This window comes from Nitratireductor sp. XY-223, from assembly GCF_004959855.1.
Taxonomy (GTDB): Bacteria; Pseudomonadota; Alphaproteobacteria; order Rhizobiales; family Rhizobiaceae; genus Hoeflea_A.
In genome coordinates, this window is record NZ_SPNT01000008.1 from 109,303 (window position 1) to 122,544 (window position 13,242).

Annotated in this window: 13 protein-coding genes; 6 read left to right on the forward strand and 7 right to left on the reverse strand. The window is 61.1% G+C overall.

The genetic code is table 11. The features are described 5' to 3' along the window. Positions 1 to 59: 59 nt before the first annotated feature. The 6 genes from E4M07_RS22630 (at position 60) to E4M07_RS22655 (ending at position 5,465) form a co-directional block, all read left to right on the forward strand. A complete protein-coding gene (locus E4M07_RS22630) occupies positions 60 to 1,322 on the forward strand; it encodes an ABC transporter substrate-binding protein (protein WP_136660680.1) in 1,263 nt (420 codons plus the stop codon). Positions 1,323 to 1,443: 121 nt separating this feature from the next. Then, on the forward strand, positions 1,444 to 2,328 hold the full coding sequence (locus tag E4M07_RS22635) for a branched-chain amino acid ABC transporter permease (protein WP_136660681.1): 885 nt from the start codon (positions 1,444 to 1,446) through the stop codon (positions 2,326 to 2,328). Next, positions 2,325 to 3,323, forward strand: coding sequence for a branched-chain amino acid ABC transporter permease (locus E4M07_RS22640; protein ID WP_246660563.1), 999 nt, complete (start codon positions 2,325 to 2,327; stop codon positions 3,321 to 3,323). Before E4M07_RS22635 ends, E4M07_RS22640 begins: the two co-directional genes overlap by 4 nt. Further along, positions 3,320 to 4,078, forward strand: coding sequence for an ABC transporter ATP-binding protein (locus tag E4M07_RS22645; RefSeq protein WP_136660682.1), 759 nt, complete (start codon positions 3,320 to 3,322; stop codon positions 4,076 to 4,078). Before E4M07_RS22640 ends, E4M07_RS22645 begins: the two co-directional genes overlap by 4 nt. Further along, positions 4,078 to 4,785, forward strand: coding sequence for an ABC transporter ATP-binding protein (locus E4M07_RS22650; protein WP_136660683.1), 708 nt, complete (start codon positions 4,078 to 4,080; stop codon positions 4,783 to 4,785). Before E4M07_RS22645 ends, E4M07_RS22650 begins: the two co-directional genes overlap by 1 nt. A gap of 35 nt (positions 4,786 to 4,820) precedes the next feature. Next, positions 4,821 to 5,465, forward strand: coding sequence for a carbon monoxide dehydrogenase subunit G (locus tag E4M07_RS22655; protein ID WP_136660684.1), 645 nt, complete (start codon positions 4,821 to 4,823; stop codon positions 5,463 to 5,465). Between the two features lie 240 nt (positions 5,466 to 5,705). Here the strand turns inward: E4M07_RS22655 and E4M07_RS22660 are convergent, their stop codons facing one another. Genes E4M07_RS22660 through E4M07_RS22690 form a run of 7 tightly spaced genes read right to left on the reverse strand, consistent with a single transcriptional unit; the run spans position 5,706 to position 13,189 of the window. Then, positions 5,706 to 6,497, reverse strand: a complete 792-nt coding sequence (locus E4M07_RS22660; protein WP_206057365.1) for an SDR family NAD(P)-dependent oxidoreductase — start codon at positions 6,495 to 6,497, stop codon at positions 5,706 to 5,708. Then, positions 6,479 to 7,510, reverse strand: coding sequence for an alcohol dehydrogenase catalytic domain-containing protein (locus E4M07_RS22665; protein ID WP_136660686.1), 1,032 nt, complete (start codon positions 7,508 to 7,510; stop codon positions 6,479 to 6,481). The genes E4M07_RS22660 and E4M07_RS22665 overlap by 19 nt, the downstream gene beginning before the upstream one ends. A gap of 14 nt (positions 7,511 to 7,524) precedes the next feature. After that, positions 7,525 to 8,622, reverse strand: coding sequence for a mandelate racemase/muconate lactonizing enzyme family protein (locus tag E4M07_RS22670; protein WP_136660687.1), 1,098 nt, complete (start codon positions 8,620 to 8,622; stop codon positions 7,525 to 7,527). 3 nt (positions 8,623 to 8,625) lie between these two features. Continuing rightward, the gene (locus tag E4M07_RS22675) at positions 8,626 to 9,618 is read right to left on the reverse strand and encodes an ABC transporter permease (RefSeq protein ID WP_136660688.1); all 993 of its coding nucleotides are present in this window, start codon (positions 9,616 to 9,618) and stop codon (positions 8,626 to 8,628) included. Between the two features lie 2 nt (positions 9,619 to 9,620). After that, positions 9,621 to 10,622: an ABC transporter permease gene (locus E4M07_RS22680; protein ID WP_136660689.1), complete on the reverse strand. Its 1,002-nt coding sequence runs from the start codon at positions 10,620 to 10,622 to the stop codon at positions 9,621 to 9,623. Continuing rightward, complete coding sequence (locus E4M07_RS22685; protein ID WP_206057366.1) at positions 10,622 to 12,145, reverse strand: sugar ABC transporter ATP-binding protein; 1,524 nt, start codon at positions 12,143 to 12,145, stop codon at positions 10,622 to 10,624. The genes E4M07_RS22680 and E4M07_RS22685 overlap by 1 nt, the downstream gene beginning before the upstream one ends. A 60-nt stretch (positions 12,146 to 12,205) precedes the next feature. Beyond that, entirely contained in the window at positions 12,206 to 13,189 is a 984-nt protein-coding gene (locus E4M07_RS22690; protein ID WP_136660690.1) for an ABC transporter substrate-binding protein, read from the reverse strand. Between the last annotated feature and the right edge of the window lie 53 nt (positions 13,190 to 13,242).

The window sequence follows — 13,242 nt, forward strand, 5'->3', positions numbered from 1 at the left end:
GAAAACTCGAAGCCCCGCGTTGCAGTCAATGCATGAAGTTGAGATCAGGGAGGATCAAAATGAGACACGACAAAGGAAAAACGAGGCGGACCACGGTAAGCAGACGCGATGTCTTGAAATCGGCGGCCGCTGGCGCCGTGGTGCTGGGCACGAGCCCGTTCTCGTTCAATATCGCAAGGGCCGCGGGCGATCCCATCAAAATCGGTTTTCCCGTTCCGCTGACCGGGCCCTACGGCTCGGAAGCAAAGGAACAGGCACGCTGCGCGCAAATGGCCGTCGACGAATTCAACGCGGCCGGCGGGATGAACGGCCGCATGGCGGAACTGCTTGTTCGCGACGACAAGCTCAAATCCGGTGAAGCGGCAAAGCGCGCGCAGGAACTGATCGAAAATGACGGCGTTCACTTTGTTTCAGGATCGCTGTCTGCATCGGTGCAACTGGCCGTCAACACCATCTGCAAGGATCGCGGCATACCTTATGTCTCCATCTCGCAATCCGACGCGATCAACGAGGAGAAACATTTCTCGAAATACACGTTCCATGAGGCGATGAACCCGCATATGACGGCCGGCGCAGTTGGCCGCTACGTATTCCCTCGCGAGAACAAGCGTGTCGCGTTTCTCATCGCCGACTATGCCTACGGCCATGAAATGGCACGCGGTTTCAAGCGCGCGGGCGAGGAGTTCGGCATTGAAGTCGTTGCCGAGGTCAAACACCCCCTGGCGACCAAGGATTATTCCACGTTCCTGCCGCGCATTCAGGCTGCCAAGCCGGACGTTCTTTGCCTTTGCAATTTCGGCTACGACCAGATGAATTCGCTGAAACAGGCAACCAATTTCGGCATGAAGGAGCGCATGCGCATGGTTGCGCCGGCTCTTTTGTACAATCAGCGCCGCGCCGGTGGGGCCGATGCCTATTCCGGTGTCGTAGGCGGCACCAATTTTTACTGGGGTATAGAAGACACGGTGCCTACCGCAAAGGCGTTCAACGATGCCTATCGCAAGCTGAATGACGGTTCGCCGCCCTCCGACTACGGCGCTTATGGCTATGCCGGCGTCGGTGGATTGCTTAAGGCCGTTTCCGCGGCAGGCACGACCGATGCGGACGCGGTTGTGGCCGCCTTGGAAAATCTCAAATACGATCTCTACAAGGGCCAGCAATACTATCGGCAATGCGATCACCAGTCTGTGCAGCCGGTCTACATCATCGAAAGCAAGGATGCTGGCGACCAGGCCGATGAATACGATGTCTTCAATGTCGTTTACGAAGAAACGGCCGATGAGAAAATGCTGCGGACCTGTGGGGAACTGGGGCACGGGTAGGCCTGCAGTCCCAGTGCGGGCCGCTTCTCACCCTCGCCGGTGCGGCCCGCAAGTTTCTTTCAACAATCGTATTTCCGGAACCGTTCAGCGATGAACGCGGCCGGTTGATGGATGATAGCTCATGAGTGGAATTACGCCGGACCTCCTGGCTCTTCAGCTGTTCACGGGACTCGCACTCGGGTCGGTGTTCGTGCTGCTGGCGGTCGGATTGTCGTTGATATTCGGTCTCCTGACGGTGGTCAATTTCGCGCATGGCGCGTTCTATATGGTCGGCGCCTATGTCGGCGTGTTTCTGCTGGGGCTGACCGGAAATTTCTGGATTTCACTCGTGTTCGCGCCGATTCTGGTCGGAACGCTGGGATTGGCGGTGGAACGGTTCCTGGTGCGGCCGCTTTATGGCCGTGGTATCGATTATCCGCTGCTTTTGACCTTCGGCCTCGGCCTGGTTCTCGTCGAGCTGGTTCGCATCCTGTACGGCCTTGAGGGCGTGCCGTTCGATACGCCGCCATTGCTGCGTGGCGCCGTTGATATCGGCATCGGCTATTTTCCGCTGTACCGGCTTTTCCTGATTGCGGTGACGGCGCTGCTCGTCCTTGCCCTTTGGCTGTTTATCGAAAGGACATCCTACGGGCTGATCATCCGCGCCGGTGCGCGTGATCCGGAAATCGTGCGGGTGCTCGGCGTCGACATATCGAGGGTCTGGCTCATTGTCTTCGCCATCGGTACCGGTGTTGCGGGTCTTGCCGGCATCCTGTCGGCGCCGATGCGCAGCGTGATCCCGGATATGGGATCGACGGTGCTGGTCGAAGCCTTCGTGGTCACGGTTGTCGGCGGAATGGGGTCGCTGATCGGTGCCGTGGTTGCCGGATTGCTGGTTGGCGTCGTTGTCGCTTTCACGTCGCTGTTCTGGCCGGACTTTTCCGACCTTTCCATGTTTGTCCTGATGGCGGCGGTTCTGCTGATCCGCCCGCAGGGCCTGTTCGGGCAGAAGGGACTGATGGGATGAACAAGCCGATGGACAATGTCGCGGAAGTGCAGATTTCAGGCCGCCGGCTGGCCGGGCTGGTGCGTCTCATTGCCGAGCACAGGGTTGCTGCGGTGATCATATTCCTAATGGTGTTTCCGTTTCTCGCTCCCTACAAGGCGTTGGCCATCGACGTGCTGATATACGGCCTGTTCGCGCTCGGCTTCAACATGGTTTTCGGCTATCTGGGCGTGCTGTCATTCGGCCATGCGGCATTTTTCGGTGCTGGCGCCTATGCGACCGGCATTGCCATGGTCCACTTCGGCGTACCCTGGATGCCGGCGATCTTTGTCGGTGTGTTGATGTCCGGCTTGACCGCCGCGATCATGGGCGCGATGGCGATCCGCACAAGGGGAATCTACTTCGCCATGGTGACGCTCGCCCTGGCCCAGTGCGTCTATTACATCATCTATCATATGGAGGAGTACTCCGGCGGCGAGGACGGATTGACCGGCGTATCGGTCAGGACGGTCGACTTTGGCATCGCGACTGTGGACATGATGCAGGACCCGATGGGCAAATACTACATCATGCTGGCGTTCACGGCTGTCGCGATCTTCCTGTTCTCGCGCATCCTCAACTCTCCCTTCGGTGCTGTGCTGGAGGCGATCCGCGAAAACGAGAACCGGGCGCGCGCTTGCGGTTACAACGTGCTCTTGACCAAGTGGGTCACTTTCGTTCTGTCGGGACTGTTTTGCGGCCTTGCCGGTGCCTTGAGCGCCATTCACCTGTCCGTCGTGCCGATCGAATATCTGCACTACCACCAGTCCGGCCTGGCCGTGATGATGGCTCTTCTGGGCGGCATGGGGACGTTCTTCGGACCGTTTATCGGGGCGATGGCGTTTTTGATGCTGGAGGACGCGATAACCCTGATGACGACACACTGGCAGCTGTTTCTGGGTGCCATATTCATGATTTTCGTGCTGTTTTTCCCGCGCGGGATCTGGGGTTCATTTCTGCACTGGATTTCACGATGACGCCCACGACCACAGACATTATTCGCGCCGAAGGCGTGACCAAGCGTTTCGGAAAATTCACGGCCCTGAACAATGTCAGCGCATCGTTTCCGCGGGGTCAGCTCACTGCTGTTATCGGCCCGAACGGGGCGGGTAAGAGTACATTTTTCAATGTTATTTCAGGTGCATTTCCCCCAACTGCGGGGCGGGTGATATTTGACGGTCATGATATTACCGGCACCCCGCAATACGCGTTTGCACGGCTCGGCATCGCCAAGTCGTTTCAGATCACCAACGTGTTTCCGGAGTTGACGGCGCTGGAAAATGTGCGCATCGCCATCCAGGCCATGCACCGGCGCTTCGATATCTGGACTCCCCGCAGCCGGCTGACCGAGATGCGGGAGCAGGCCGCTGACCTGCTTGACCTGGTCGGCCTGCGGCAGCACCGGACACGTCATGCGGAAAATCTCGCCCATGGCGAGCAGCGGGCGCTGGAAATTGCCATGGCGCTGGCCTGTGATCCGCGGCTGTTGCTGCTTGACGAGCCCACCGCCGGCATGAGCCCGGAAGAAACGCTGGTCATGATGGATCTGATTACCAGGCTTGCCGACGAGCGCACCGTGATACTGGTCGAGCACAAGATGAAACTGGTGATGGGCATTTCCAACCACCTGATCGTGCTCCACCACGGCGAACTGCTCGCGGAAGGGACGCCCGACGATATTCGCGACAATGACGAGGTCCGCCGTGTCTATCTTGGACAGGGGAGCCATTGATGCTGACCGTCGAAAATCTCCATGCCTGGTACGATCACAGCCACATAATTCAGGGTATTTCACTTACCGTGAATACCGGCGAGATCGTGTCTGTCATCGGCCGCAACGGGGCAGGCAAGACCACCACGCTGCGCACGGTCATGGGACTGGTCGCCAAGCGCAAGGGCCGGGTCGGCTTCGATGACCAGGGCGACATTCTGATGGAATCGACCCATGCCCGGTATCACCACGGTCTGGGATATGTGCCGGAGGACCGGCGCATCGTGCCGGCACTGACCGTACGCGAGAACCTGCGCCTGGGACTGGTCGCGTCCGCGCTGAAAGGGCAGGAGGAAGCGGTCATAGACAGGATCGCAGAAACGTTCCCGCGGCTGAAGGAACGTCTGAATCAGGTTGCCGAGACCATGTCCGGCGGTGAACAGCAGATGCTGGCGATCGCGCGTGCCACCGCATCGGAACCGAAGATGATCATGCTGGACGAACCGTCCGAGGGGATCATGCCGGTTCTGGTGGACGAGATGTTCGATCTGTTCATCCGGCTGAAGGATCAGGGCACGACCATTCTTCTCGTTGAACAGAATGTGGAGCGCGCGCTGGGCATATCGGACCGGGCCTACATCATGGACCAGGGTGTCATCGTGCACGAAGCGCCCGCCGCGGACCTGTTGGAGAACAAGGAAATCCAGGACCGCTACTGCTCGGTCTGACCGCTCGTTCGGCCTTGAAAGGGAGCACTTGCAGCATGAATCTGACCGGCCAGTACACCATCGCCGCCCCGCGCCAGGAAATCTGGGCGGCCCTGAACGATCCGGACGTGCTCAAGCGTTGCATTCCCGGATGCGAGTCGCTTGAAAAGATCTCCGATACGGATTTCACCGGCCGGGTCACCATGAAGGTGGGCGCCGTGAAAGCACGGCTGAAGGGCAACGTGGTCCTGTCCGATATCGACGCACCGAACGGCTATACGATTGTCGGTCAGGGGCAGGGGGGTGTCGCAGGTTTTGCCAAGGGCCGCGCACAGGTCACGCTGGCGGAGACAGACGACGGCGGTACATTGCTGCGCTATGAGGCAGCCGCGGAACTTGGCGGCAAGCTGGCGGCAGTGGGCAGCCGGGTGCTGCAGGGAATCGCCAAGAAAATGGCCGATGACTTCTTCGGAAAATTCGCCGCCCATTTTGGCGATGCAGATAAGGAGCGTGCGGCGGCTGCGCAAGCGGCTTCCGTTGAAACGAACCCGATGGCCGAAACAAGTCCCGTCCCGGCAGTCCCGATGGAGACAGCGCGCTCATCCGACATTCGCAATCTTGCCGGTACAGCGCGTGACCTGCTTTGGTTTGTCATCGGTATGGCCGTTGGTGCCGGCTTGATTTTGGGTTTTGCCGTCTAAAAAAAGCAGTCCGCAGAGCCTGATTGGCGGGCGATGCAGGACACGGGCAAGGCCGGGAACGGATCGATGGTCCGCTGTCATCCGCGAAACGTGCCAGTCGGAATATCCGCGCTGTAGAAACAGCGCCTCCGTACGTTGGTTGTTCACCGGAGGGAGGCGGAGCATATGGTGACGCAGGGCGTGAGCCTCGCTGGTGATTTCCTTGTCTGCAACAAGATCCGGCCAGCGGAGCCAACGATATCACCTGCCCATCCAGCCGCCATCAACGGTGACGATCGTTCCGTGCATGTAATCGGATGCCTCCGAGGCGAGAAAGACGATGGGGCCGGCGAAATCCTCTGGTGTGCCCCATCGGCCCGCCGGGATCCGCTCCAGGATCGCCCGCGAGCGGTCCGGATCGTTTCTCAATGCCTCGGTGTTGTCGGTGTCGATGTATCCTGGCGCGATGGCGTTTACATTGACGCCCTTTGACGCCCACTCATTGGCGAAGGCCATCGTCAGCTGTCCGATGCCGCCCTTGGATGCCGAATATCCCGGAACGGTAATGCCGCCCTGGAAAGTCAGCAGGGAGGCGGTGAAGATGATCTTGCCGGCCCCCCGCTCGATCATCGCGCGGCCGATTTCCCGGGTCAGGACGAACTGGGCCGAGAGATTGACCTCGATGACCTCGTCCCAAAGAGCGTCGTCATGGTCGACGGCCGGCGCACGCCTGATGGTTCCGGCATTGTTGACGAGGATGTCGATCTTCGGGTGTTCGCGTAAAGCCGTCTCGGCGAATTGCCGGACATTCTGCCGATCCGAGAAGTCACATCGATAAGCGCTGAATTTTCTGCCGAGCGCCGCCACGGCCTCCTCGACGGCACTGCCGGACGGCTCAAGGCTGGCACTGACACCGATGATGTCGGCGCCGGCACTCGCCAGCGCCTCGGCCATACCGCGGCCGATACCGCGCTTGCACCCCGTTACAAGAGCGGTTTTTCCCGTAAGATCGAATTTGTCCAATACGCCCACGCTCAGGCCTCCGCATTGCATTTGATGAGTGTTTTCATGGCGCGCGGGTTGCCTGCGAGCTCCGCAAACGCGTCTCCCAATTGCTCCAGGCCCCTGATATCGGTGATCATCTCATTAACATCGATAACACCGTCGAAAAGCAGTTTCATTGCCTCTTCATAATCCTGAGGCTCGTAGACGCGCGCGCCGAACATCTCGATCTCCCGCCAGAAGAACTGGAACAGATCGACCTTCGGCGCGGTCGCGTGAATGGCGACCATGACAATGCGGGCCCTTGTCGCCGCAACGGCAGTCATCAGATCGACACCCGGCTGGCTGCCGGAGACCTCGAAGATCACGTCCGCGCCCTTGCCGCCGGTCGCATCCGCAATTTCCCCGGCGACATCGGTCTCGGCCGGATTGACCGCCGCGAAGCCGAGCTTGCGGGCAAGAGCAATGCGGTTTTCGTTGATTTCGGAAATCGTCACGGTGCCACCGGCGTTGCGGGCCACCATGGCCACAAGCATGCCGATCGGGCCGCCGCCGATCACCAGCACATCATCGCCGTTGCCGACCCTGCCGCGCCGAACGTCGTGGCAGGCAACGGCCAGCGGCTCGATGAGGGCCGCATGGGCGAGGGCAAGCCCGGGGGGAAGACGGTGCAGCGTATGGGCGGGAACGGTCCATTTCTGCTGGAAGGCGCCGTCCGTGTCGAGCCCGAGAAACTTCAGGTTCTGGCAGATGTGCTGATGGCCGCGTTCGCAGGCCGGGCAGGCGCCGCAATGATCGAGCGGCCTGACCACCACCGGATCGCCGGGCTCAAATCCGGTCACGCCTTCGCCGACAGCCGCCACGGTGCCGGACATCTCGTGCCCGATGACCCGGTGCGCGCCGACACGCGCGTCCATGTGGCCCTGATACACATGGAGATCGGTTCCGCAGATGCCGCAATAGGCAACGTCGATCTGGACTTCGCCTGGACCAGGTGGCGGTGTCTCCACATGTTCGATCGAAAATCGTCGGTCGCCCACATAGAAGGCGGCGGTGGTTTCCATGATCATTGTCCTGTCTAAGCGGCGAGATCGTGTGCGGCGTGCAGTTTCTGCCAGTCGAATGTGACGCCCGTGCCGGGTGTGTCGGGTGCGACTGCCAGATGATCTTCAACCACCAGCGGCCGGGTCGTATAGCTGTCGATCGGGAAGGAGTGCACCTCCAGCCACCCGGCATTCGGCTGTGCCGATACCAGGCTGACATGCAGCTCCTGCATGCCATGGCTGCAAACCGGGATGCCGGCCTTGTGCGCCAGAGCCGCGGCGCGCAGCCAGCCGGTGACGCCGCCGCAATTGGAGGCGTCAGGCTGGAGATAGGAGAGCTTTGCCTGGGCGATCGCGTATTCGAACTCGTGGATGGTGTGCAGGTTCTCGCCCATGGCGAGCGGCATGCCGGTGGCATCGGCAATGCGGCCGTAGCCGGCATAGTTGTCCGGAATGATCGGCTCTTCGAACCACAGGAGATCGAAGGGTCTAAACGCCACGCTGGCCGCGATCGCCTGCTCGACGCTCATTCCGTAGTTGGCATCGGCCATGAAGGTGATATCGGGTCCGATGAGATCGCGCACCGCTGCGAGCCGTTCGACGTCTTCGCTAAGTTCCGGCTGACCCACCTTGATTTTGACCGCATTGAAGCCGTTTTCCAGATAGCCGCGAACACTGTCGAGCAGTTTCGGCAGCGGGAAGTTCAGGTCCACGCCGCCACGGTAGGCCTTGCAGCGCGAGGACGTGCCGCCGGCCATGACCCAAAGCGGTTCGTTGCGCGTTTTGCCGCGCAGGTCCCAGAGCGCGATATCCAGCGCGGAGATGGCGAAGGACGCGATGCCGCCGCGCGCAACATAATGGACATAGAGCTGCATAGCGTCATAGAGCGCTTCGACGTCCTCTGCGTCCCGGCCGACAAGGAAGGGCGCCAGGTCGTTCTCGATCATGGCCAGGATGGATCGACCGCCGCGCCCGCCCGTATAGGTGTATCCGATGCCCTCCATTCCGTTGTCGAGGCGAATGGTCGTAGTGATCAATTCGAAATGGGAATGGTCGCCGTGCATGGCATCGCTCAGCACCTCGCTGAGCGGCACCGCGAAGTATCCGGCCTCGATGTGTTCAATCCGCGCCATTTTCTAACCTGCCTTCTGTCTTGAAGCGTTCATGCGTGTCTGCAGCAGGATGACAACGAAGAGGAATCCGCCGCGAATAACCATCTGCCAGTAGGCGCTGAGGCTGATGGTGCCGCGCCCGTTCTCGAAATTGAGAATGTTGAAAACCAGACCGAGCAGCAGGGCCCCGGCCACCGTTGCCGTCACCGATCCGAGACCGCCGGTGAGGAGCGTGCCGCCGACAACGACGGAGGCGATGGCCGAAAGCTCCCAGCCGATGCCCTCGAGCGGCTGCCCGGCACCGAATCCCGATGCGAGAAAGACACCGGCAAGCCCGGCGCAACCGCCGCTCAGCAGATAGACGAACACCTTGGCCCGATTGACCTTCAGGCCCATCAGATTGGAGGCGTCCTCGCTGCCGCCGATGGCAAGGACCGTCCGGCCCAGCGAGGTTTGCTCCAGAACCACCCAAAGGACGATGGCGACGATGGCAACGATGACGATGGTCCATGGAAGGATGTTGAAGGCCTTCTCCATGCCGAGCTTGGTGAAGTTGCTGCCCCAGTCGACGGAGATCGTCTGCGCGCCGCTGATCACCAGCGCGCCGCCCTTGGCCGCGAGCATGGTCGCGAGTGTCGCGATAAAGGGCGGAATGCGCATGGCGATGATGCAAAAGGCGTTGATCGCGCCGAAGGCCGCTCCTGCGAGCACGCCGCCCGGCAGGGCAACCTCGATGCCGTAAGGGCTCAGGTACGCGGCCACGACCGACGCGAAGGCGGCGACAGAGCCGACGGACAGATCGATGCCGCCGGTCATGATGACGAAGCACATGCCGATCGAGATGATGATGAACATCGAATTGTAGTTGAGGAACGATACGATGTTGTAGGCGCTGCCGAAGTTCTCGTAGCGGGCAAGACCGAAGAGGATCAGCGCCGCCAGCGCGATCCAGACGCCGGCATTGCGCCCGTCGCCGCGCAGGAACTGTCGAAGGTCGAATGCGTCGGAACCCGGCATGGCTACTCCTTTCGCGCCTGTTGGATGTAGACGGCCAGCACGATGATCGCAGCCTTCGCGATCAGCGCGACCTCGTCCTCGACGCCGTTTGCAAGCAGGGTGTATTTCACGAGCTGGATGATGACCGCTCCGAGGATGGCGCCGAAGATTGGCGCCCGGCCGCCCTGCAGCAGCGCGCCGCCGACGACGGCAGCGGCGATGGCGTCGAGCTCCATCAGGTTGCCGTTGCGGGCGGCATCGGAGGCCGAATTGATGGCGACGACAATCAGCCCCGCGATGCCGGAAAGGAAGGCGCACAGGACATAGGCGCCGATCTTGACCATGCGGACGGGAGCACCGGCGAGGCGGGCGGCCCTTTCATTGCCGCCGACGGCGAGGAGATAGCGGCCGAATATGGTGCGCGAGACCAGCCAGTAGACCGCTAGGGCCAACACCAGCGCGAGCCAGCCCTGGAACGGAAGTCCGAGGATCTTGCCCGTTCCGAGATAGCTGAAATAGGGATTGCTGAAAGTCTGCAGGTTGCCGTTCGTCAGCACCTGCGCGATGCCGCGCCCGGAGATGAACAGGATCAGCGTCGCGATGATCGGCTGGACATTCAGGTAGCTGATCATGATCCCGTTGAAGAGACCGCACAGCGATGCGGCAAGCAATGGCAGCACGAATGCCGCGGCTATTCCGAGAGCCGGATAGGCCTGGCCGAAATCCGACAGGAAGATCAGCGGGGCGAGGGCGCCCGCCAAGGCCATGACCGCGCCGACGGAAAGGTCGATCCCAGCGGTCGCGATTACCAGTGTCATGCCGATGGCGACGATGGCGATGGTGGCGACCTGGCTGATATTCACAAAAAGCGTCTGGACCTGCAGGAAGTTGGGCGTGAACAGCGCGTTGAAGGCAAGAATGAGGACGAGAGCAATGAGCCCGCCATGGTTGCGTAAAGTGCCGAGCGAGAGAGGCGCCGGAGCCCGGGAAACAGCCTTGCCGTTGGAAAGGGAGCCGTCGGACATCACGCGTGCTCCCCGGTGTGGTGATGGGCGATCGCCTTGACCAGCGCATCTTCGGTAATGCCCGGATTTTCGAGCGTCGCGACGGAATGGCCGTCCTGCAGCACGACGATCCTGTCAGCGCCCTCGACCAGTTCCTCGAATTCGGAGCTGATCAGCACGACACCGAAACCGCGGTCGACATATTGACGGATAATCGCCTGGATCTCGAGCTTGGCGCCGACGTCGACACCGCGCGTCGGCTCGTCCAGGATCAGCAGTTCCGGTTCGGTCGCCAGCCAGCGCGCAAGAAGAACCTTCTGCTGATTACCGCCGGACAGCTCCCTGATCGGCTGATCCATATTGGATGTCTTGATTCCCAGCGCCTTGATGTATTCCTCGACGATCTGGCGTTCGCGGCCGGTCTGGATCTGGCCGTTGCGGCTCAGCCTGGGCAGCAGCGCCAGCGTCATGTTCTCGCGGACCGACATGTCGGGCACGATGCCTTCGGCCTTGCGGTCCTCGGTCAGCATGCCGATGCGGTCGCCGATGGCGCCGGCCGGGCCGGTCGGCGCCCAGCGTTTGCCCTTCAGCCGGATTTCGCCGGCCGTCAGGGCATCGACACCGAACAGTGCGCGTCCGGCTTCGGTCCTGCCCGATCCCAGAAGGCCGCCGAGGCCGACGATCTCGCCGCGGCGGACAGAAAGGTCGAATTCAAAAAGCCGCCTGCCAGTGGCGATGCCGTCGGCTTCGAGAAGCACGTCTCCAAGCTGTTTTTCTCCGCCGCCGAGATCGGTCATGCCGGCGGCCTCGATGTCTTCGACATTGCGCCCGAGCATATCGGCGATAAGCTCCAGTTTGCTGGTCTCCGCGATGCTCCTGACGGCGACGGTCTGGCCGTCGCGCATGGTCGTCACCCGGTCGCAGATCTGAAACAGTTCGTCGAGAAAGTGGGACACATAGAGCACCGAGACGCCAGAGTTCTTCAACTCCCGGACGACGCCGAAAAGCACCTCCACTTCCCGGTCGTCGAGCGAAGAAGTCGGCTCGTCCATAATGACGAGTTTGGCATCGAGCGATACGGCTCGCGCGATCGCGACGAGTTGCCGAATGGCCGTGGAGTAACTGCCAAGCGGCGCCCTGACGTCGATATCGATGCCGAAGCGCGCCAGGATTTCGCGTGTGCGGCGATGCGCGGTGCGCCAGTCGATGAGCATTCCCAGCCGTCTGGGTTCGTAGCCCATGACGACGTTTTCGGTGACGCTGCGCAGCGGCACGAGATTGAGTTCCTGATAGATTGTGGCGATGCCGGATTTCTGCGCCTGTCCGGGGTTCGAAATATCGGCCGGCTTGTCGTCGAAGCGCACATCACCGCCATCCCTGCGATATACGCCGGTCAATATCTTGATCATCGTGGATTTGCCGGCGCCGTTTTGTCCGATCAAAGCATGGACTTCCCCGGGGGCAACCTCCAGATGTGCCTGCCGCAGGGCAGGCACACTCGAGAAGGCCTTGTCGATGCCTTTCATTGACAAAAGAGAATGCATGAGACGCTCCGAATAAAGCGGGAGAGGCGGCACAAGTTGGCGCCTCTCCCGCAGGGAGGATCAGTAGGCTTCGTCTACGTGATCGGCGGCGTTCTCTGCCGTGAAGATGCGGTCCTTGACCTGCACCCAGTGCTCGATGTCCTCGCCCGCAGCGTAGCGGTTCATCGTTTCGCAGGCCAGCGGCCCGAAGAAGGGCGAGGATTCGACGGTCACGCCCATCTTGCCGTCGATGATCGCCTGGAGCGCGTCACGCGTTCCGTCGATCGAAACGACGAGTACGTCATCGCCCGGCTTGCGGCCGGCCAGTTCCAGGGCCTGGATGGCGCCGATCGCCATTTCATCGTTATGGGCATAAACGATGTTGACGTCGGGATGCGCCTGCAGCAGCGTTTCCATGACCTGGCGGCCTAGGTCGCGGGCGAAATCGCCGCTCTGCGAGGCCACAATGGTCATGTTGTCGTGCTTTGCCATGACATCGTCGAAGCCCTTCTTGCGGTCATTGGCCGGAGATGATCCGGTGGTTCCCTCAAGTTCCACGATAATGCCCTTGTCACCCTTGAAGTTGGCGAGTGTCCATTCGGCGACGCGCCGGCCCTGGTCGACAAAGTCGGAGCCGAGAAAGGCGACGTAGTGTTCGCCCGGCTTGGCGACGTTCGGGTCGACCGAACGGTCGACGAGGAAAGTCGGAATGCCGGCTGCCTTGGCCTTCATCACGGCCGGGATGAGCGGCTTTTCCTCGCGTGGCGGAAGGAACAGCACGTCGATGCCCTGGGCGATCATGGAGTCGACATCGGCGACCTGCTTGGCGGCCGAACCTGCAGCATCGGTGGCGACAAGATCCCAGTTGCATGCCTCAGCCGTTGCATGGAACGATTTGGTTTCGGCGATGCGCCAGGGATTGTTGCTTTCCATCTGGGCAAAGCCGACCTTGTAGCGGTCCTTCTTCTCCAGCGGCGGCAAATCGCTGGTAAATCCGGCGGTCGCGAATCCGGCAAAGCCGATTGCGGCGGCGGCCACTGTGCCAAGCAAAGTTCTTCTGTTCATAGTCTCCTCCATTATCGACGGCGCGGCTCCCCCGCTCCGTTCCTCTGCCGGGC

What these genes read in the sequence shown, in the direction of transcription:
- E4M07_RS22650 (WP_136660683.1), top strand. Translation starts at nt 4,078, where the DNA reads ATGCTGACCGTCGAAAATCTCCATGCCTGGTACGATCACAGCCACATA.
- E4M07_RS22685 (WP_206057366.1), bottom strand. Translation starts at nt 12,145, where the DNA reads ATGCATTCTCTTTTGTCAATGAAAGGCATCGACAAGGCCTTCTCGAGT.
- E4M07_RS22680 (WP_136660689.1), bottom strand. Translation starts at nt 10,622, where the DNA reads ATGTCCGACGGCTCCCTTTCCAACGGCAAGGCTGTTTCCCGGGCTCCG.
- E4M07_RS22675 (WP_136660688.1), bottom strand. Translation starts at nt 9,618, where the DNA reads ATGCCGGGTTCCGACGCATTCGACCTTCGACAGTTCCTGCGCGGCGAC.
- E4M07_RS22690 (WP_136660690.1), bottom strand. Translation starts at nt 13,189, where the DNA reads ATGAACAGAAGAACTTTGCTTGGCACAGTGGCCGCCGCCGCAATCGGC.
- E4M07_RS22645 (WP_136660682.1), top strand. Translation starts at nt 3,320, where the DNA reads ATGACGCCCACGACCACAGACATTATTCGCGCCGAAGGCGTGACCAAG.
- E4M07_RS22670 (WP_136660687.1), bottom strand. Translation starts at nt 8,622, where the DNA reads ATGGCGCGGATTGAACACATCGAGGCCGGATACTTCGCGGTGCCGCTC.
- E4M07_RS22660 (WP_206057365.1), bottom strand. Translation starts at nt 6,497, where the DNA reads ATGCAATGCGGAGGCCTGAGCGTGGGCGTATTGGACAAATTCGATCTT.
- E4M07_RS22640 (WP_246660563.1), top strand. Translation starts at nt 2,325, where the DNA reads ATGAACAAGCCGATGGACAATGTCGCGGAAGTGCAGATTTCAGGCCGC.
- E4M07_RS22635 (WP_136660681.1), top strand. Translation starts at nt 1,444, where the DNA reads ATGAGTGGAATTACGCCGGACCTCCTGGCTCTTCAGCTGTTCACGGGA.
- E4M07_RS22630 (WP_136660680.1), top strand. Translation starts at nt 60, where the DNA reads ATGAGACACGACAAAGGAAAAACGAGGCGGACCACGGTAAGCAGACGC.
- E4M07_RS22655 (WP_136660684.1), top strand. Translation starts at nt 4,821, where the DNA reads ATGAATCTGACCGGCCAGTACACCATCGCCGCCCCGCGCCAGGAAATC.
- E4M07_RS22665 (WP_136660686.1), bottom strand. Translation starts at nt 7,510, where the DNA reads ATGGAAACCACCGCCGCCTTCTATGTGGGCGACCGACGATTTTCGATC.